Origin of the sequence: Agromyces sp. GXQ0307 (assembly GCF_044769845.1) — a bacterium.
GTDB lineage: Bacteria > Actinomycetota > Actinomycetes > Actinomycetales > Microbacteriaceae > Agromyces.
The window spans coordinates 485,595-504,701 of record NZ_JBIZVY010000001.1; the positions used below are offsets into that span (position 1 = coordinate 485,595).

Below are 19,107 nucleotides of genomic sequence, written 5' to 3' on the forward strand. Positions count from 1 at the left end.
GCGGACTTGTCGGAGAGCGTACGCCGCTTGACCTCGACCGCAGACCCGCCCTGTCGAATTTGGCTCAACGAGCGTAGAGTTTCCTCTCGACCCGGACATCGACGTCCCACCCAGAGATGAGGTGCATGCCGTGCCCCACGGATCCTCCCCCTCCCCCGCGCTCGCCTCGGTCGCGCCCGCCGTCGACACGTCGACGCTGCCGCTCGGCTTCGCCGCATTCAGCGCGCTCGCCTCGCAGTCCTTCGTGCCGCTGCGCGTGCGCTCCGACGACCCGGACGCGTTCCGCGGCGACATCAGGGCCTCGGTCGGCGACGACATCCACCTCTCCGTGGTCACGGCCACGGGCCACGAGATCCACCGCACGCCCGAACTGGTCGCGCGATCCGAGCATCGCTCCTTCAAGCTCGGGCTCCAGCTCGCCGGCACCGGCCTGCTCATCCAGGATTCCCGGGAGGCCGTGCTCCGTCCCGGCGACCTCACGATCTACGACACCGATTCGCCCTACACCCTCGTCTTCGAGGAGTCGTTCAGCACGCTCGTCCTCATGGTGCCGCACCGGATGCTCGAACTGCCCACCGACGCAGTGCAGGGAATGACCGCCGCCCGCATCCCTGGCGACCAGGGTCTCGGCCGCGTCGTCGCGCGCTTCCTCGCGGAGCTCGCCGGCGACCTCGACCAGCTGGGCGGACCCGTCGGCGGCCGCCTCGCCCGCAACGCGGTCGACCTCGTCTCGACGCTCTACGCCCGCGAGCTCGACGTCGCCCGCGACGCCGACCGACCCCATCGGGCGATGCTGCGCGGCATCCAGACCTGGCTCGAGGAGCGACTGGGCGACCCCGACCTCACGCCGGCCACGATCGCCGCGGCCCACTTCATCTCCACCCGCCACCTCCACGCGATCTTCCACGAGGAGGGCCTCACCGTCTCGAGCTGGATCCGCTCGCGACGGCTCGACCGCTGCCGTCGCGAACTGCTGGACCCGCTCGCGGCGCACCGTCCGGTCGGCCAGGTCGCCGGCCGCTGGGGTTTCGCCGACGCCGCGCACTTCAGTCGCGCCTTCCGTGCCGAGTTCGGCGAACCGCCCAGCGCCGTCCGGGCGCGGGCGACGGCGGCGTGAGGCGAGCCGGGCTCAGACGAGGAAGTCGATCGCGGCGTCCTTGAAGGTGCGGGACGTCAGCGTCGAGACGTGGTCGCGGCCGCGGATGGTGATGAGGTCGCTGCCCCAGTCGAGCGCCAACTGCTGCACGCCCACCGGCACCGGGTCCTCCTCGCCTGCGACGAACAGCACCGGGATGCCGCCGGGGATCGCGAGCGGGGCACCCGAGACACCCTCGACGCACGCGAGGAGCGCATCGCGATCGGCGCCCGCGCGGATCGCCGGGCCGAGCACCTGGGCGATCACCGGGTTCCGGGGCGCCGTCCCGTCGTGGAGGTATGCGCGTGCGTCCTCGACATCCCACGTCGCGAACAGCTCGGTCGGCCCGGCACCCCCGACGACCACCCGCCGGACCCGGTCAGGTGCGAGCTCGCAGAGCGCCGAGATGACGCGGTTGCCCATCGAGTAGCCGACGGCATCGCACGTCGCCGCACCGGCGGAGTCGAGCACGGCGAGGAGGTCGGCGCCGAGCCGGTCGGGTGCGTACGCGTCGGCCGTCACCGGCTTGTCGCTCGCTCCGTGCCCGCGGAGGTCGGTCGTGATCACGCGACGCCCGGATTCGACGAGCGCGCGGACCCAGCCCGTGCCGTCCCACGTGACCGTCGAGTCGGAGGCGAACCCGTGCACCAGGAGTACGGGCGGGCGGCCGGTCTCGGCGTCGTCGCCGTGCACGCGATACGCGATGAGCACCCCGTCGGGCGACTCGGCGTGCAGGATCGGAGCCGGGGAGTGCTGCCCGGTCACGCGCGATCCGCCTCGTCGTCGGCCGGCGAGCCGGCGGCATCCGCACGACCGGAATCACCGGACGCGGCATCCTCCGTCTCAGGACGCTCGACCACCTCGCCCGGCGGCAGCTCCGACGAGTCGACGATCGCCGCCCCCGCGTGGCCGAGCTCGGCGATCGCCGCGTCGGACGACGACGGTGCGACGCCCGCGATCAGGTCGCGGAGCACGCGGACGTGCCGGCCGTGCTCGATCGCATCCAGTGCGCTCGCGCGCACGCAGTAGTCCGTCGCGATGCCCGCGATGTCGACGTCGGTGATGCCGTGGCGCTCGAGCACCTCGGAGATCGACGCGCCCGAGTCGTCCGTGCCCTCGAAGATCGAGTACGCGGGCACGCCCTGGCCCTTGCGGACGTGCACGTGGACGGCACTCGTGTCGAGCGCCGGGTGATACTCGGCACCCGACGTGCCCGCCATGCAGTGCTTCGGCCACGTCGTCACGAAGTCGGGCTCGGCGTCCGTCGCGAAATGCCCGCCGTTGTCGTCGCCGGGGTTGTGCCAGTCGCGCGACGCCACGACGAGGTCGTAGCGCTCGCCGTGCTCGGCGAGGTACTCGGTGATGCCCGCGGCGACCGCGGCACCCCCGTCGACGCCGAGCGCGCCGCCCTCGGTGAAGTCGTTCTGCACGTCGATGATGAACAGGGCCCGACTCATGATCGGCTCCTTCGCTCCTCGGGTCTCGGGCGGGGATCGTCCGGCCGCCGTCTCCATTCTGTCGCGATTCGCGGATGCCGCGGCGGGCCCTCCGTCACTCGTTCGAGAGTTCGTCGCCGCAGCGGTAGAAGCCCGTCGTCAGCGTGTCGATCGCCACCTTCGCGTCGGCCGTGATCTGCGAGACGTCGCCGAGCGCGTAGATCGCGAAGGTCAGGGTCGTGCCGTCCTGGGCGTGGATGATCCCCGCGAGCGTGTAGCCCGTGTCGATCCACCCGGTCTTCGCGAACACCGCGCCGTGCGCGACCGCGTTGTCGCCCGCGAACCGGTCGGCGTACGAGAGCGAACCGCGCTGTCCGGCGACGGGCAGTCCGTCGCGGATGACGCCGAGGTTCCCCTCGCGCGCCTCGACCTTCGCGAAGAGCCGCGTGAGGTAGGCGGGCGGAACCGCGTTGTCGGGCGAGAGCCCCGAGCCGTCGATCACGCGGATGCCGCCGCGCGCGATGCCGTAGGTCTCGAGCGCCCGGCGCACCGCCGGGTCGATCGCCTCGAACGTGTTCCCGGTGCCGACCGCGACGGCGACCTGCCGCGCGAGCATCTCGGCGACCGTGTTGTCGGAGACGACGAGCGACTTGTCGATGAGCTGTGCCACCGTCGGCGACCAGACCCGCCCGAGTTCGGTCGCGCCGCCGGGGGCCGTGCCGCGTTCGATCGACGAGACGCCGCCGAGCTCGGCCGCGAAGGCGTCGCCGGCCCGGCCGACCGCGTCGGCGCCACGGCGCGAGGTGTTCGCGTACGGGTCGTCGCGGTCGCCGTCGACCATGAGCGCAGTGATCTCGGGCATGTAGCCGAGCTCGCGTTCGGTGGGCGCCCAGCTCGCGTGCCAGGTCTCGCCACCGAAGTACGACGAGTCGAGGACGAGCTTCGTGAGCGGCGGGTTCGACGGGTCGGCGTCCCACGCCGCGCGCACCTGCCGCGCGAGGTCGTCGAGGTGCGCCGCCCCGGGGTAGACGGTCTCGTTGCCCGTCGCGGTGCGCGACAGCGTCAGGTCGCCGCCGCCGACGAGCACGACCGAGCCCGGTTCGGAGCCCTTCACGACGGTCGTCGGGAACCGGTCGTCGGGTGAGAACACGGCGAGCGCGGCCGCCGCCGTGACGACCTTCATGACGCTCGCGGTGCGCGAGCCCGTGAGGCCGCCGCGGTCGAAGAGGATCTCGCCCGTCCCGGCGTTCATGACCTGGGCCTGCAGGTCGGCCAGCCGCGGGTCGGCGGCGAGGCCCGCGACCGAGCAGGTGCGCACACGCGCGGCCGGCTCGGGGGTCGGCGTCGGCGTTGCGGTGGGGGTCGGAGTGGGCGTCGGCGTCGGGGTCGGCGTGGCGGTCGCGACCGGCGTCGGCTCGCCACCCGGCATCGTCGCGGCGAATGCGACGGCCGTACCTAGCAGTCCGACGGCGGCGACCGCGGCGACGGCGGCGAGCACGCGGTGCTCGCCGATCAGCGAGCGGATGCCGCGTGGGCGACGTCCGTCCGAGGCGTTCGCCTCGCCGGAGTCGGTCGCGGACGTCGGCGCCGCGTCGGGGTCGCCCGACGAGCGCGCCTCACCCGGCTCGGGCATCGCGCCCGGCGCATCCGTCTCGTCGCTCACCCGGGCATTGTACGGAGGCCACCCGGATGAGTCCCGAGCGCGAGTCCCGGCGCCGCCCGCACGGCCACCGCCTCAGCGAGGGGTCGCGGCGCCCTCGGCCGCGCCGCAGAAGTCCCCGATCACCCGTCCGATCACCGCCGTGAGCGTCTCGAGCGAGGCGATCGAGACCCACTCGTCGTCGGCGTGCGCTCCGCCGCCGACCGGTCCGACCAGCACGACCGGGATGCCCGCGTCGGCGATGAGCCCGGCGTCGGTCCACCACGGATCGCCGCGCCGAACGGCGGGCGAGCCCGTGACGTCCTCGACGGCGGCGAGCACGGATCTCGCGATCGCGGCCCCCTCGTCGGCCGCCATCGCCGGACGGGCGACGAGCTGGACGACCCTCGCCGGCCCCGATGCGGCGAGCACCTCCTCGATCTCGGCTCCCGGATCGGCGTCGGTCGGCAGCGTGCGCCGCTCCACGACGAGCACGCAACGATCGGCGACCGTCGCGGCATCCGACCCGCCCTCGATGGTGGCGACCCGAACGCTTCCCGTGCCGAGCAGCGGATGCCGCGGTCGCGCGTCGAGTTCGCGCCCGAGCGCCCGGAGCGCGACGAGTCCGTCGATCGCGCGATCGATCGCGTCGACGCCGAGCTCGGGCTGCGACCCGTGCGACGCGACGCCCTCGTACTCGACGCGGTACCAGGCGAAGCCGCGGTGCGCGAGCGTCACCTCGAGGTCGGTCGGCTCGAGCACGACGGCGCCGTCGGGGCGACGAGCCGGGTCCCCGGAAGCCGTGGCGTCCCCATCGATCACCGCGAGCAGCTCCTCCATGCCCACCGACCCGAACTCCTCGTCGGCGGCGAACGCGAGCACGACGTCGCCCGCCAGGCCCTCGGGTGCGGTCGCGCCGGCGACCATCGCCGCCGCGAGACCGCCGGCCATGTCGTACGCCCCGCGGCCGACGATGCGATCGCGCTCAGCGTCGGCCGCGACATCCGCCATGCCGCCCGGACCGCCCACGGTGTCGAGGTGACCGGCGAGGAGTAGGGAGCGACCACCGCCGCTGCCCCGGCGACGTGCGAGCACGCTCGGGCGCGACGGATCGGCGCCCACCAGCCGGACCTCGAATCCGCGGGCGCCGAGCCAGCCCGCGACGACTCCGGCGAGCTCGCGCTCACCCGCTCCGCCCGGGACGAGCGTCGGATTGGTGGCGTCGATCCGGACGAGGTCGCGCGCCAGCGCGACGGTCTCGCCGCCCGACATGCCGGCTGCTCCCGCCTTCGCGGCGTTCAGTCCTCTCCCGGGTACCGCAGCCCGATCTCGGCGCGGATGCGGTCGAGCGTGCCCATGATCGCCACCGACTGCTCGGTGGGCAGGATGTCGCCGCCGTCGAGCCGGCCGTCTGCCACGAGCTGCTCGAGCGCCGCCGCCTGGTAGTGCATGCCGCGGCCGTTCACGTCGGACGAGAACTCCTCGAGCACGGCGTCGTCGTGACCGATGACCCGGAAGCTCGTCGGGGTGTACCAGACGCCGTCGATCTCGATGCGGGCCTCGGTTCCGAGGACCAGCGCGCGGTTCGGCCCGCGCGCGTCGCTGGCCGAGAACGTCGACGCGATCCGCCCCTCGGCGTACCCGAACTGGACCGCGACCTGGGCGTCGGCGCCGGTCGCCTTGAAGATCGCGGTGGACTGGATGACGGCGGGCTCGCCGAACAGGTCCCACGCGAACGAGACGGGGTAGATGCCGAGGTCGAGCAGCGCCCCACCGCCGAGTTCGAGCGAGTTCAGGCGGTGCGCGGGGTCGTCGGAGAGCTTCTGGGTGTGGTCGGCGATCATCGAGCGCAGCTCGCCGATGGTGCCGGCCGCGATGATCTCGCGGATGCGCACCATGTGGGGCAGGTAGCGGGTCCACATGGCCTCGAGCACCAGCACGCCCCGCGCTCGTGCCGCATCGGCGACGACGCGCGCCTCGGCCTCGTTGAGCGTGAACGGCTTCTCGACGAGCACGTGCTTGCCCGCCTCGATCGCGGCGAGCGCCGCGGCCGCATGGAACGGGTGCGGCGTCGCGACGTAGATCGCGTCGACCTCCGGATCGTCGACGAGCTCGGCGTAGCTGCCGTACGCGGTCGGCAGGTCGAACTCATCGGCGAACGCGCGAGCCGACTCGAGTGATCGAGACCCTGCGGCGCGCACGTCGAAGCCGTTGCGGACCAGGTCGGAGGTGAAGAGGCGGGCGATGCCGCCGGTCGCGAGGATGCCCCATCGCAGTCGTGCCGTCATGCGCGCCAGCCTAGCGGGGCAGGTGTTCCGGACAGCCCGGTCCACTTGACACCCGTTCTGGGACCTGCGGATCGCTCAGGTTCCGCACTACGTTTCGGCCATGTCGGCACATTCGAACCGAAGGAGCCGCATCGTCGGCTCGATCGCCGCGGCCACCGTCGCCCTCGTCGCCATCTTCTTCGGCGCCGCGCCATCCGCCCTCGCCGCCAAACCCGACCCGGTCAACCGGTACGTCGCGCTCGGAGACTCGTACGCCGCAGGACAGGGCGCGGGCCTTCCGCTCGACTCGTGCCTCCGGTCCACGTCCGCGTACCCGGTGCTGCTCGATGCCGAGCCCCGCACGAACCTGCTGCGCCAGCCCGCCTGCAGCGGGGCCACCATCGCGGATGTCGCGGACACGCAGCTTTCGCAGGTGAACCGCGGCACCACGCTCGTGACCCTCACCGTCGGCGGCAACGACCTCGGCGTCGGTGAGATCCTCGCGATCTGCGCGCCGAACCCGGAGTCGCTCGCCTGCGCGACGGCCGTCCTCGAGGCCCAGCAGCTCCTCGCGTCGGGAGTCATCGGGGAGCAGCTCGTCGGGCTCCTGCTCGCCATCGCGGAGCGCGCACCGAACGCACGCATCGTCGTGACCGACTACCCCGTTCCGTTCGTCGCCGGCTGGACGCCCCTCACCGACGCCGTGAACGGAGCCACGCTGACGCTCGACGCCCAGATCGGCGCCGCGGTGAACGCGGTCGGCGCGATGAGCGTCCAGGTGGAGTACACGAGCCTCGCGTTCGCGTACCTCGGCCACCAGGTCGGCGACGAGGACCCGTGGCTCGGCGACGATGAGTTCGACCCGTTGACCTTCCTGCACCCGACGGCGGTCGGCCAGGGCGTCTACCGCGACGCGATCCTCGCAGCGCTCGCGATCTAGGGGGGCGAGCTCATGTCGAAGACCGGAGCCGGCACGATCACGCCATCGCACGTCGACCGCCGCCGCGTCGCACTCCTCATCGCCGCCCTCCTCGCCGCGCCGGCCCTCGTGCTCGGCGCTGCCGTCACGGGTCCCGCGGATACGGCATCCGCCGCCGTCGCGACCGGGAAGCCCGACAAGCCGGGCAAGCCCGGCGGCGGAGGTGGGGGTGGGACGGGCGAACTCGCGTACTCGGCGCTCGGCGACTCCTTCGCGTCGGGCACCGGCTCGCAGAGCTACATCGATTCCACCGACTGCGACCGAAGCAGCCTGAGCTACCCGAAGTTGCTCGACGCCGATGCCACGGCGAACGTGCAGCTCGTGGCGTTCCCGGCCTGCTCGGGCGCCTCGACCGCCGACGTCATCAATTCTCAGGTGCGCGCGATCGCGAGGGGGACGACCCGAGTGACGCTCACCGTCGGCGGGAACGATCTCGGTTTCTCGAACGTCATGACCTGGTGCTTCGTCATCACGTGGGCTCCGGGCACGTGCGACTCGTACCTCGACAGCGCCGAGTCGCTGATCTCGAACGGAACTTTGGGGGCACGGATCACCTCGACCGTGAACGCGATCGCGGCGAAGGCACCCAAGGCAAAGATCGTCGTCACCGGATACCCGCTGCTGTTCGACCCGGCGTCCGGGTACGCGAACGCTGCCCGAGTGAATGCCGACACCGTTGCTCTGAACGCGGCGATCAAGGGCGCCGCCGAGAGCGCCGGTGCGGTCTTCGTCGACGTGGCCGGCGTCTTCACGGGCCGTGGAATCGGAAGCGCCGAGCCGTGGATCAACGGATTCAGCAACACATCCATCGCCGCTCACCCCAATCAGGCGGGCAACGCCGCCTACGCCGAGGCTGTCCGCGCCGCCCTCCGCTGAGACCTGCGCAGGTGATCAACGAGGCGTGATCGGTCTCAACTGATGCTCGCAACCCGAAGGCCCCTCTCATCGAGGGGCCCTTCGGGGCGACGAATGCGATCGAGTCGAGCGCTCGCTGCGCGACGACGCTCAGGCCGATGCTGCGGCGTCGGCCTGTACCGGAGCACCCTGTGCCGGCGCCTCGAGCATGGTCGTCCACGCGCGCGAGCCGCTGCGGAACACCGCGACTCCCGCACCGGTGAACGCGAGCACGCCGAGCACGAGCGACGTGTACGTGATCCATGCGCCGGAGAGGACGTTCGGCAGCACGAACTCCACGACGACCCACGCCAGCATCGCGATCGCGACCCAGCGCGGCGCGACCGCCGATCGGAGCAGCGCGACCGCGACGAGGATCGCGCCGAGCACCGTGCCCGCGAGGCCTGCGAGGAGGAGCGGCACGAAGTCGCCGCCCTGCGTGGTGGCGAAGGCCGCCTGCGCGGCATCGAGGTCCCCCGACTCCGCGGCGTCCCGGGCCATGCCGAGCGTGACGAGGCTCGCTCCACCGTAGGCGGCGTGCCCGAACGCGCCGAGCCCGCTGAAGGCGGCGCCGAGCGTGGCGAGCACGGGCGAGCGGTGACTCGTCACGTGCGCGAGGCCGATGAGTCCGATGGCCCAGAACACCTGCGACCAGAGGAACAGCTGGAGCCCGATCTGCGCCGTCGAGGACTCTGCGAGGAGCTCGACGTACGCGTTCGGGTCGTCGGGGAACTCGGGCTGGAGCAGCAGCCCGCCGACGGACATCAGGATCGCGAGGACGAGTGAGCCGGCGACGAGGACGCGGCGAACGGATGGCAGGGTGCGGTGCGTGGACATGGATGGTTTCCCCTCGGTCGGGCCGCGGTGCCTCCGCGGCGTCGGCCCGACGCTACGAAGCGCGTCGTGTCGGCGTCATCGGCCTCCAGCATCGAGCCGATCACCCGGCGTCGACCCGTCGATCACCCGCGGATGATTCCCTCCGCGCCATCCGGGCCGCTAGCCTGCGGTCGTGGACCGCCGTACACGCTGGCATCTCGCGCAGGACGCCGCCGTCGCCGCGCTCGTCGCCGCGCTCGGCCTCGCCGAGGTCTGGGTGCCGTTCGAGTCCGTCCAGGGGACGGGTTCGCCCGTCGTGGCCTCGGCTGCGATCCTCGCGGCAGCCGTCCTGCTCGCACTCCGGCGCACATTCCCGCTCGTGCTCGTCGGCATCCCCCTGATCTGGGTCGCCTGTTTCGTCGCGACCTCCGGCGACACGCTGGTGCTGTTCTTCGGCGGCTTCCTGCCGATCGCGCTGACCCTCTACTCCGGCGCCCGCCACGGAAGCATCCGCACCTCGGCGATCGTCTGCGGCTCGGTGGTCGTCGCGACCGTCCTCGCCGACTTCTTCGTCCCGGAGTTGCAGGGGCCGAGCGAGGTGCTCTTCCACTGGGGCGTCCTGCTCACCATCCTCCTCGTCGGCATCGGCATGCGCGTCTCCGAGCGTCGGGCGGTGGATGCCGCGCTGCGGGCGGGCGCCGCGGAGGCCGAGGCACGACAGGAGGCACTTCGCGCGGTCGCCGAGGAACGCGCTCGGATCGCACGCGAGCTGCATGACATCCTCGGGCACTCGATGAGCGTGATGGTCGTCCAGGCGGGCGCCGCGGCCGAGGTCGTCGACAGCGACCCCGTCGCGGCGCGCACCGCGATGGAGGCGATCCGCACGACGGGCAGCGATGCCCTCGCGGAGGTCCGACGCGTCGTCGAACTGCTCCGCGACGACGACTACGAGAGCCTGTCGCCCCAACCGGGGATCGCACGCATCCCGGAGCTCGTCGAGCAGGCCCGCGCGACCGGGCTCGTCGTCGACCTGCGGATGCCCGAGTCCACGGCCGACCTCTCGGCCGGACGCCAACTCGCGGTCTACCGCGTCGTGCAGGAGGCGCTCACCAACATCCGCCGGCACGCTCGCGCCTCGACGGCGTCGGTCGCCATCGATCGAGCCGACGACCGCGTCGACATCACGGTGACCGACGACGGCGCGATGCCCGACCTCGAGCGCCCCGCCGGGCACGGCCTGCTCGGCATGCGCGAGCGGGTCGCGCTCTACGGCGGCACGCTCGAGGCCGGACCAGAGCCGAGCGGATGGCGCGTGCACGCGTCGCTGCCCACCGGGGCGTCGTCGTGACCCCGTCGGCCGACGTCGGGGCACCGGCGACACGGGTCCTCCTCGTCGACGACCAGGAGCTCGTCCGCGTCGGGTTCCGACTCATCCTCGAGCGCTCCGGACTCGTGGTCGTCGGCGAGGCCGGCGACGGTGCCGCGGGCGTTGCCGCCGCAGCCGAGCTCGACCCCGACGTGGTGCTCATGGACATCCGCATGCCGGTCATGGACGGCATCGAGGCGACCCGCCGCATCCTCGACGCCGACGCGTCCCGGCGGGTGCTCGCGCTCACGACGTTCGACCTCGACGAGATCGTGTTCGCCGCGGTGCGTGCGGGGGCGTCCGGGTTCCTCCTCAAGGACGTGCCGCCCGCCGACCTGGTGCACGCGGTCCGGGTCGTCGCACGCGGCGAGGCGATGCTGGCGCCCGCCCTGACGGCTCGGCTCCTCGAGCGCTTCGCGGCCGCGCCGGTGCCCGAGGCGGGCGTCCCGCCGGAACTCGACCTCACCGAACGCGAGGTCGAGATCGTGCGCCTCGTGGCACGCGGGCGCTCCAACGCCGAGATCGGTCGCGCGCTGTTCCTCAGCGAGTCCACCGTGAAGACCTACGTCTCACGCCTCCTGGCGAAGCTCGGCGCCCACGACCGCGTCCAGATCGCGATCCTCGCCTACGAGACCGGCCTGGTCCGCCCCGGCGAGGGAGCGGACTGACGGGCGACGCGGCCGTTCCCGCAGCCGACCCCGGGAACGACGGAAGGCCCGGACGTGGTCCGGGCCTTCGGATGGAGCCGCCTGAGGGAATCGAACCCTCGACCTATTCATTACGAGTGAATCGCTCTGCCGACTGAGCTAAGGCGGCGTGGCATCCGTTGCGAATCGCACCGAACGGCACGAGAGACCATGTTAGCGGGTTTTCGAAGCCCTCATGACCACTCGGCCTCCGCGGGCTCGCCGCTCAGCATCGCGGGTCGGATGCGGGCACGGTGCCGTCGACGAGGAAGTCCTCGACGGTGCGGTCGACGCACTCGTTCGACTTGCGATAGGCGGTGTGTCCCTCGCCGTCGTAGCTCACGAGGAAGCCGGAGTCGAGTTGCTCCGCGAGCGCCTCCGCCCACTGGTAGGGCGTCGCCGGATCGCCGGTCGTGCCGATCACCATGATGGGCGCGGCGCCCTCGGCCGCGATCGCGCTGCGATCGGCCTCGCTGGCCACCGGCCACTGTGCGCACCCGATGTCGCCGTAACCGGCGTACGGACCGAAGATCGGCGCGACCTCGGCGAGTTCGGCGGCGTCGGCGCGCATCTTCGCAGGGTCGTCGTCGTACGTGTAGTCGAGGCAGTTCACGGCGCGGAACGCCTCGGTGGAGTTGTCGCGGTACGTGCCGTCCGGTTCGCGACCGTTGTAGAGGTCAGCGAGCAGCAGTGCGGTGTCGGCCTCGCCGAACATGACGGACTCGAACATCTCGCTCAGGTACGGCCAGCTCTCCGGGCTGTACAGGGGATAGATGATCGCGGTGACGAGCGCGTCCGCACCGAGCCGGCGCCCGTCGGAGGCCCGCAGCGGGCTCGCGTCGACGGAGGCGAGGAGTCGGGACACCTCGTCGGCGGCGGCGTCGACCGAGCCGGAGAACGGGCATTCGTCGCCCGCGAGGCATGCGGCGAGGTATGCCCGGAGGGAGGCCTCGAAGCCCGCGTACTGGGCGATGTTGACCTCCTGGACGCTCGCCGTCGGGTCGATGGCACCGTCGAGCACGAGTCGACCCGTCTTCTCGGGGTAGAGCCCGGCGTAGGTCGCACCGAGGAAGGTGCCGTAGGAGAATCCGAGGTAGTTCAGTCGCTCGTCGCCGAGGATCGCGCGGAGGAGGTCGAGGTCGCGCGCAGCGCTCTCGGTATCGACGTTCGCGAGCAGTTCACCGGTCTCGTCGGCGCAGGCCGTTCCGAAGTCCCGGTTCGCCGCGGTGACGTCGGCGATCCATTCGTCGCTGCCGCGCTCGGCGGGCACGATGCCGTAGAGGAACTCGTCCATCTGCGCCGCGTCGTAGCAGGCGACCGCCGACGACCGGCCGACGCCCCGCGGGTCGAACCCGACCACGTCGAACCGCTCCTGCAGCCGGGGACCGGCGGCGTAGTCGATCGAGTCGGCGATGAACTCGTACCCCGAACCGCCCGGTCCGCCCGGGTTCACGAGCAGCGAGCCGAGCTTCTGCCCACTCGCCGGACGCCGGACGAGGGCGAGTTCGATCTCGCCGGCCGCCGGATCGCTCCAGTCGAGCGGAGCGGTCGCCGTCGTGCACAGCTTGTCGTCGCATCGCTCCCACTCGAGCACCTGCGAGTAGAACGGCTCGAGCTCGGGCGCGACGGTCTCCCCCGTCGGCTCGGAGAGCTCGGTGCCGCCGCCGAGGAACGACGGCACGCTGCATCCTGCCAGCAGCACGGACGCGACCAGGACGGATGTCGCCGCGATCGATCGTCGCCGCGCCGTCACGAGCGCACCCCGCGAGCCGGTTCCGGCCGACGGATCGCCGAGACGAGCATCGCCTCGAGGGCGAGCGTGGGCTGGACGTTGGCGTCGATGCGCACGCGGGCCTCCTGGATCGCGTCGAGGGTCGCCAGTGTCTGCGCCGGGGTGGCGGAGGCCGCGGCGCGGGCGATGTCAGCGGCGATCTCGAGGTTCACGAGCTCGACCTCCGCGCCGAGCTGGGTGACGAGGATGTCGCGGAACAGCGACGCGAGGTCGACGAGGATCCGGTCGATGCCGTCCCGCAGGCTCCGGGTCGCGCGTCGCTTCTGGTCCTCCTCGAGGGCGCGGATCTGCGACCTCAGCGCGGCTGGCACGGCCTGGCCGGGCGCGACGCCCAGGGACCGCAGCGTGTGCTCGCGCTCTTCGGCGTCGCGAAGCTCGGTGATCGCCTTGGCGTCGTCACCGGCGATCTCGATGAGCCTCGCCGCGGTGAGCACAGCGCCGGGCGTGGACCGCACGGACAGCGCGAGCCGGAGCGTCTCATCGCGACGGTCGCGCGCGTCGGCGCTCGTGGCGAGCCGGTGCGCCATCCCGATGTGGCTCTGCGCCTCGCGGGCCGCGCGCTCCGCGAGCTCGTGGTCGACGCCATCGCGTCGCACGAGGAGATCGGCGACCGCGGCGATGCCCGGGACCTGCAGTCGCACCGAGCGCACGCGTGAACGGATGGTCGGGATCAGGTCGGCCTCGCTCGGTGCGCACAGGATCCAGACCGTGCGCTCAGGCGGCTCCTCCAGTTCCTTCAGCAGCACGTTCGAGGTCTGCTCGGTCATGCGGTCGGCGTCTTCCACGACGATCACGCGGTGGTGACCCACGGATGGCGCGTAGTGCGAGCGCTCCACGATCTTGCGCACGTCGGCGACCTTGATGATCACGCCCTCGGTGGCGAGGACGTGCAGGTCGGGATGGCTGCGCGCCGCGACCTGCGCGTGCGTCGTCTCGTCGCCGTCTGGGCTGCCGGAGAGCAGCGCCTCGGCGAACGCGTACGCGAGGTTCGAGCGGCCCGAACCGGGCGGACCCGTGATGAGCCACGAGTGCGTCATGTCGGCGGAGATCCTCGTCTCGGCCGCCGCCGTGGCGGCCGCACGCAGCACGTCGATCGCGGCATCCTGACCCGTCAGGTCGCTCCACACGGTCACGGTTCCACGCTACCTTCAGCCCCGGACAGCGACGCTGTGAGGCTTCCGACCATGTGCCGGGCGGATGCTTCGGGGCGGGCGATCGGCAGGCTCACGCGAGCGTCTCGACCCGCGCACGGATCGTGGCGTGGATGTCGTCGACCGGCGACGTCGCATCGACGACGAGGAAGCGGTGGGGTTCGGCCGCAGCGAGAACGAGGTAGGCCTCGCGGACTCGGGCGTGGAACTCCCCCGCCTCGGCCTCGAGCCGGTCGTACCGCGTGCGCGCACCGTCGAGCCGACGGCGTGCGACGTCGGACGGGAGATCGAGCAGGATCGTCAGGTCGGGCGCGAGTCCCTCCGTCGCCCATTCGGAGATCGAGCGGACCTCCGCGGCGTCGAGCACTCGGCCCGCACCCTGGTACGCGACCGACGAGTCGATGTAGCGGTCCTGCACGACGACGTCGCCGCGCGCGAGCGCGGGGCGGACGACCGTGGCGATGTGGTGCGCACGGTCGGCCGCGTACAGCAGTGCCTCGGCTCGCGGCGCGATGTCGCCGCGGTGGTGCAGCACGATCTCGCGAACCTCGACGCCGACGTCGGTGCCGCCGGGCTCGCGCGTTCGCACGACCGATCGGCCCTCGGCGGTGAGCCACTGCTCGAGCAGTTCCGCCTGGGTGGTCTTGCCCGATCCGTCGCCGCCCTCGAGGGTGAGGAACAGGCCGCGGCTCACGAGCTCTTCTTCGCCGTACGCGTGGTCGTGCGCTTCGCGGGCGCCTTCGCACCCGACTTCGCGGCGGTCGTTCGCTTCCCCCGCGCCGGCGCCGGACCCTTGTCGCGCTTGATCTGGAGCAGTTCGACGGCGCGCTCGAACGTGATCTCCTCCACGGACTCCGCACGCGGGATGGTCGCGTTCGTCGTGCCGTCGGTGACGTACGGACCGAACCGGCCGTCCTTCACCTTGATCGGCTTGCCGCTCACCGGGTCCTCGGCGAACTCCTTCAGCGCGCTCGATGCGCGACGCGCGCCGTACTTCGGCTGGGCGAAGAGCTCCTGCGCGCCGGCGAGGTCGATGTCGAAGATCGCGTCCTCGCTGGGCAGCGTGCGGGTGTCCGTGCCCTTCTTCAGATACGGGCCGTATCGGCCGTTCTGCGCGGTGATCTCGTCGCCCGACTCCGGGTCGAGTCCGACGACGCGCGGGAGGTCGAGGAGCTGCAGTGCGGTGGCGAGGTCGACCTCCTCGATCTGCATGCTCTTGAACAGCGACGCGGTGCGGGGCTTCGGCGCTGCGGCCTTCTTCGCTCCGCGCTTCGCCTTCGGCGCCTCGACGACCTCGCCGGTGGCCGCGTCGACGGATGCCGCAGCATCCGTCTCGGGCTCGGGCTCGACCTCGGTGACGTACGGGCCGAAGCGGCCGTCTTTCACGACGATCTGCTTGCCGTTGTCGGGGTTCACCCCCAGGACGCGGTCGGTCTGGACGGGCGCGTCGATGAGCTCCTGCGCCTTCTCGGCGGTGAGCTCGTCGGGTGCGAGCCCCTCGGGGAGGTTCACGCGCCGCGGCGTCGCGTCGGCGGCCGCGTCGGCGTCGACGACCTCGAGGTACGGCCCGTACCGGCCGATGCGCAGCGTCACGCCGGGGCCGATCACGATCGAGTTGATCTCGCGCGCATCGATGTCGCCGAGGTTGTCGACGACCTGTCGGAGACCGGTGTGGCGGTCGCTGCCGAAGTAGAACTCGTTCAGCCAGTCGACGCGGTCGGCCTCGCCGGAGGCGATCCGGTCGAGGTCGTCCTCCATCTCCGCCGTGAAGTCGTACTCGACCAGGTCGCCGAAGTGCTCCTCCAGCAGGCGAACGACCGAGAAGGCCACCCAGCTCGGCACGAGCGCCTGTCCGCGTTGCGTCACGTACCCGCGATCGAGGATCGTGGAGATGATCGACGCGAAGGTCGAGGGCCGGCCGATGCCGAGCTCCTCGAGTCGCTTGACGAGGCTCGCCTCGGTGTAGCGCGGCGGCGGGCTGGTCTCGTGACCCTTGGCCTCGAGCTCGGCGAGCCCGACGGCCTCGCCATCGGCGAGCTGCGGCAGCTTGGCCTCGCCGGGCGTCTCGTCGGCGTTGCGCTCCTCGTCGCGGCTCTCCTCGTAGGCGGCGAGGAAGCCGCGGAACGTGATCACGGTGCCGCTCGCGGTGAACTCGGCGGTCGTGCCGGCGATCGCGGCCGTCGGAGACTCGGGAGCCGTGGCATCCGTCGCCGTCGGACCGACCTCGATCGTGACGGTCGCGGTCTGTCCCTTGGCGTCGGCCATCTGCGACGCGACCGTGCGCTTCCAGATGAGGTCGTACAGCTTGAACTCGCTGCCACGGAGCACGTTCTGCAGTTCGGCGGGGGTGCGGAACACCTCGCCGGAGGGGCGGATGGCCTCGTGCGCCTCCTGCGCGTTCTTCGACTTGCCGGCGTAGGCGCGGGGCTTCTCTGGCACGCTGTCGGCGCCGTACAGCTTCGTCGCCTGGGTGCGCGCGGCCTGGATCGCCTGCTGCGAGAGCGACACCGAGTCGGTGCGCATATAGGTGATGTACCCGTTCTCGTAGAGCGACTGCGCGACGCGCATCGTGTCGCGCGCCGAGAGCCGCAGCTTGCGGGCCGACTCCTGCTGCAGCGTCGAGGTCGTGAAGGGGGCGGCAGGGCGTCGCGAGTAGGGCTTCGACTCGACCTTGCTGACGCGGCGTGCGACCGCGTCGTCGCGAAGCGCTGCCGTGAGCGACTGCGCGGTCGCCTCGTCGAGCACGACCGCCTTGCCGGTCAGGCGGCCGGCGTCGTCGAAGTCGCGGCCGGTCGCGATGCGCTCGCCGCCGACGCGCACGAGGCGCGCCTCGAACGACGAGGACTCCTTCGTGAACGTGCCGATCAGGTCCCAGTACGACGCGGCCACGAACGCGAGGCGCTCGCGCTCGCGGTCGACGACGAGTCGGGTCGCGGCCGACTGCACACGGCCGGCCGACAGGCCCGGACCGACCTTTCGCCAGAGCACCGGCGACACCTCGTAGCCGTACAGGCGGTCGAGGATGCGGCGGGTCTCCTGCGCGTCGACGAGCGCCGTGTCGAGCTCTCGGGTCTGGTCCTTGGCCTTGAGGATCGCGTCCTTGGTGATCTCGTGGAACACCATGCGGCGCACCGGCACCTTCGGCTTCAGCTCCTGCAGCAGGTGCCATGCGATGGCCTCGCCCTCGCGGTCCTCATCGGTGGCGAGCAGGAGTTCGTCGGCACCCTTCAGCGCTCGCTTGAGTTCGGCGACCGTCTTCTTCTTGGCGTCGGAGACGACGTAGTAGGGCTCGAACCCGTTCTCGACGTCGACAGAGAACTTGCCGAGCGAGCCCTTCTTCAGCTCGGGCGGCAGGTTCTTCGGCTCGACGAGGTCGCGGATGTGGCCGACGGACGAGAGCACCTCGTAGTCGTCGCCGAGGTACGCGGCGATCGACCGCATCTTCGTCGGCGACTCCACGATCACGAGCTTCTTCGCGCCAGACACCGGACTCCTCTTGCTTATGGACGGGAACGAGGGACGCACATCATCGCCGCGCCCCCGAGCGGTGTGCCATCGGCCGGCGCATGACGCCGACATGGCACACCATACACATATCGACCGTGAGGAAACCCCTCATGGCACGAAGCGACGCGGGGAGGAAAGTCCCTTGCGGTCGTGGAGGACGAGTGGAGAATGGCGGCATGGACACGTCATCCGGCACCTACACCGCCAAGCTGATCGACGGGCCTCTCGAGGGGAGGACGGTGTCGACCGGCTTCCTCGACACCGGCGATCCGCAACCCCGGATCAGCTTCCCCGGCGACGGCGGCAAGCACTACGTCTACTCCCGCGGCGCGGGGCTCGAGTTCGAGTCACCGGGCGACGACCGACCGTCGGCGGTCGAGTACCGCTTCATCGAGACCGTCTTCGACTGACCCCCGGTGGTCGAGTAGCACCGCAGGCGCGTACCGAGACCCGCGCGGCCCACTCGACCACCGACGGCGTCACACGTGCCGCTCGCCGACGCCGTCGTAGTGCGACTCTCGGGGCCGCGCCTCAGCGCGCGACCGTGAAGTTGAAGATGGACGTGTCGAAGTGGTTGTAGCCCTCGTAGTCGATGAGCTCGTAGAGGTCGGCCCGGTGCTGCATCTCGGGGAGCAGGCGCGTGAGGGCACCGGCATCCGCCAGCTCGTCGAGGCCGCGGTCGGCCGCGCCCATCGCGAGGCGCAGGAGCGAGACCGGCCAGATCACGAGGTTCATGCCGACGTCGGCGAGCTGCTGCACCGTGAAGAGGTCGCTCTTGCCGAACTCGGTCATGTTCGCCAGCAGCGGCACGTCGACCGCCGCGCGCATGGCCGCGAACTCCTCGAGCGAGCGCATGGCCTCGGGGAAGATCGCGTCGGCGCCCGCGTCGACGAGCGCCTTCGCGCGGTCGATCGCGGCGTCGAGGCCGTCGACCGCGGCGATGTCGGTGCGCGCCATGATGAGGAAGTTCGGGTCTCGGCGGGCGTCGACGGCGGCGCGGATGCGCTGCAGCGCCGTGTGCTCGTCGACGACCTGCTTGCCGTCGAGGTGACCGCACCGCTTCGGGTTGACCTGGTCCTCGATGTGCAGGCCCGCGAGGCCGGCGTCCTCCATCTCCTGGACGGTGCGCGCGACGTTCATGGGCTCGCCGAAACCGGTGTCGGCGTCGACGATGGCGGGCAGCTCGGTCATGCGCGCGATCTGCTTCGCCCGGCCGGCGACCTCGGTGAGCGTGGTCAGCCCGATGTCGGGCAGACCGAGGTCGGCGGAGAGCACAGCGCCGGAGATGTAGACGCCGTCGAACCCCTTGCGCTCGATGAGCCGCGCGGAGAGCGGGTTGAACGCGCCGGGGAAGCGGAGCAGCTCGCCGCTGGCGAGGCGCTCGCGGAAGCCGGCGCGCTTGTCGGCCGGGGTGGTCTGTGCGTACAGCATGGTCCTGT

General features: G+C 71.6%; 15 protein-coding genes, 1 tRNA gene and 2 pseudogenes. 6 read left to right on the forward strand and 12 right to left on the reverse strand.

Going from position 1 to position 19,107, the window contains the following annotated elements; all coding sequences use genetic code 11:
* Positions 1–130: 130 nt before the first annotated feature.
* The gene (locus ACIQH8_RS02240; protein WP_400994249.1) at positions 131–1,117 is read left to right on the forward strand and encodes a helix-turn-helix domain-containing protein; all 987 of its coding nucleotides are present in this window, start codon (positions 131–133) and stop codon (positions 1,115–1,117) included.
* Between the two features lie 12 nt (positions 1,118–1,129).
* Here ACIQH8_RS02240 and ACIQH8_RS02245 read toward each other — a convergent pair whose 3' ends face one another.
* From ACIQH8_RS02245 to ACIQH8_RS02265, 5 genes and pseudogenes are all read right to left on the reverse strand, one after another.
* Positions 1,130–1,900, reverse strand: a complete 771-nt coding sequence (locus ACIQH8_RS02245) for an alpha/beta fold hydrolase (protein WP_400994251.1) — start codon at positions 1,898–1,900, stop codon at positions 1,130–1,132.
* A 119-nt stretch (positions 1,901–2,019) separates the two neighbouring features.
* Positions 2,020–2,592: pseudogene (locus tag ACIQH8_RS02250) on the reverse strand (isochorismatase family protein); the annotation flags it as partial.
* 94 nt (positions 2,593–2,686) lie between these two features.
* Positions 2,687–4,234 (reverse strand): D-alanyl-D-alanine carboxypeptidase/D-alanyl-D-alanine-endopeptidase, encoded by a 1,548-nt coding sequence (locus ACIQH8_RS02255; protein ID WP_400994253.1) that lies wholly within the window; start codon positions 4,232–4,234, stop codon positions 2,687–2,689.
* Between the two features lie 72 nt (positions 4,235–4,306).
* Complete coding sequence (locus ACIQH8_RS02260) at positions 4,307–5,482, reverse strand: M20/M25/M40 family metallo-hydrolase (RefSeq protein WP_400994255.1); 1,176 nt, start codon at positions 5,480–5,482, stop codon at positions 4,307–4,309.
* Positions 5,483–5,508: 26 nt separating this feature from the next.
* A complete protein-coding gene (locus tag ACIQH8_RS02265; protein WP_400994257.1) occupies positions 5,509–6,498 on the reverse strand; it encodes a Gfo/Idh/MocA family protein in 990 nt (329 codons plus the stop codon).
* A 100-nt stretch (positions 6,499–6,598) separates the two neighbouring features.
* Between ACIQH8_RS02265 and ACIQH8_RS02270 the strand changes: the two genes are divergently transcribed.
* Together ACIQH8_RS02270 and ACIQH8_RS02275 are read left to right on the forward strand one after the other, a co-directional pair.
* Positions 6,599–7,417, forward strand: a complete 819-nt coding sequence (locus ACIQH8_RS02270) for an SGNH/GDSL hydrolase family protein (protein ID WP_400994260.1) — start codon at positions 6,599–6,601, stop codon at positions 7,415–7,417.
* 12 nt (positions 7,418–7,429) lie between these two features.
* Positions 7,430–8,332: an SGNH/GDSL hydrolase family protein gene (locus tag ACIQH8_RS02275; protein WP_400994263.1), complete on the forward strand. Its 903-nt coding sequence runs from the start codon at positions 7,430–7,432 to the stop codon at positions 8,330–8,332.
* A 129-nt stretch (positions 8,333–8,461) separates the two neighbouring features.
* Here the strand turns inward: ACIQH8_RS02275 and ACIQH8_RS02280 are convergent, their stop codons facing one another.
* Positions 8,462–9,187 carry a hypothetical protein gene (locus ACIQH8_RS02280; RefSeq protein WP_400994265.1) on the reverse strand — a complete coding sequence of 242 codons (726 nt, stop codon included), beginning with the start codon at positions 9,185–9,187 and terminating at the stop codon, positions 8,462–8,464.
* Between the two features lie 172 nt (positions 9,188–9,359).
* Here ACIQH8_RS02280 and ACIQH8_RS02285 point away from each other — a divergent pair, with 172 nt between their 5' ends.
* Positions 9,360–10,514, forward strand: coding sequence for a sensor histidine kinase (locus tag ACIQH8_RS02285; protein ID WP_400994268.1), 1,155 nt, complete (start codon positions 9,360–9,362; stop codon positions 10,512–10,514).
* Positions 10,472–11,200 carry a response regulator gene (locus tag ACIQH8_RS02290; RefSeq protein ID WP_400994271.1) on the forward strand — a complete coding sequence of 243 codons (729 nt, stop codon included), beginning with the start codon at positions 10,472–10,474 and terminating at the stop codon, positions 11,198–11,200. The genes ACIQH8_RS02285 and ACIQH8_RS02290 overlap by 43 nt, the downstream gene beginning before the upstream one ends.
* Before the next feature lie 72 nt (positions 11,201–11,272).
* On the opposite strand, the gene ACIQH8_RS02295 is transcribed toward ACIQH8_RS02290, so the two are convergent.
* The 5 genes and pseudogenes from ACIQH8_RS02295 to topA all read right to left on the reverse strand — a co-directional run.
* Positions 11,273–11,348 (reverse strand) — tRNA-Thr (locus ACIQH8_RS02295).
* Between the two features lie 96 nt (positions 11,349–11,444).
* On the reverse strand, positions 11,445–12,971 hold the full coding sequence (locus tag ACIQH8_RS02300) for an alpha/beta hydrolase (RefSeq protein WP_400994273.1): 1,527 nt from the start codon (positions 12,969–12,971) through the stop codon (positions 11,445–11,447).
* The gene (locus tag ACIQH8_RS02305; protein WP_400994276.1) at positions 12,968–14,143 is read right to left on the reverse strand and encodes a DNA polymerase III subunit delta'; all 1,176 of its coding nucleotides are present in this window, start codon (positions 14,141–14,143) and stop codon (positions 12,968–12,970) included. The genes ACIQH8_RS02300 and ACIQH8_RS02305 overlap by 4 nt, the downstream gene beginning before the upstream one ends.
* A gap of 91 nt (positions 14,144–14,234) precedes the next feature.
* The gene (gene tmk, locus ACIQH8_RS02310; RefSeq protein WP_400994278.1) at positions 14,235–14,855 is read right to left on the reverse strand and encodes a dTMP kinase; all 621 of its coding nucleotides are present in this window, start codon (positions 14,853–14,855) and stop codon (positions 14,235–14,237) included.
* Positions 14,855–17,647: pseudogene (gene topA, locus ACIQH8_RS02315) on the reverse strand (type I DNA topoisomerase); the annotation flags it as partial. The gene tmk and the pseudogene topA, both read right to left, overlap by 1 nt.
* Before the next feature lie 197 nt (positions 17,648–17,844).
* Between topA and ACIQH8_RS02320 the strand changes: the two are divergent.
* On the forward strand, positions 17,845–18,078 hold the full coding sequence (locus tag ACIQH8_RS02320) for a hypothetical protein (protein ID WP_400994281.1): 234 nt from the start codon (positions 17,845–17,847) through the stop codon (positions 18,076–18,078).
* Positions 18,079–18,199: 121 nt separating this feature from the next.
* Here ACIQH8_RS02320 and prpB read toward each other — a convergent pair whose 3' ends face one another.
* On the reverse strand, positions 18,200–19,099 hold the full coding sequence (prpB, locus tag ACIQH8_RS02325; protein WP_400994284.1) for a methylisocitrate lyase: 900 nt from the start codon (positions 19,097–19,099) through the stop codon (positions 18,200–18,202).
* Positions 19,100–19,107 lie beyond the last annotated feature (8 nt).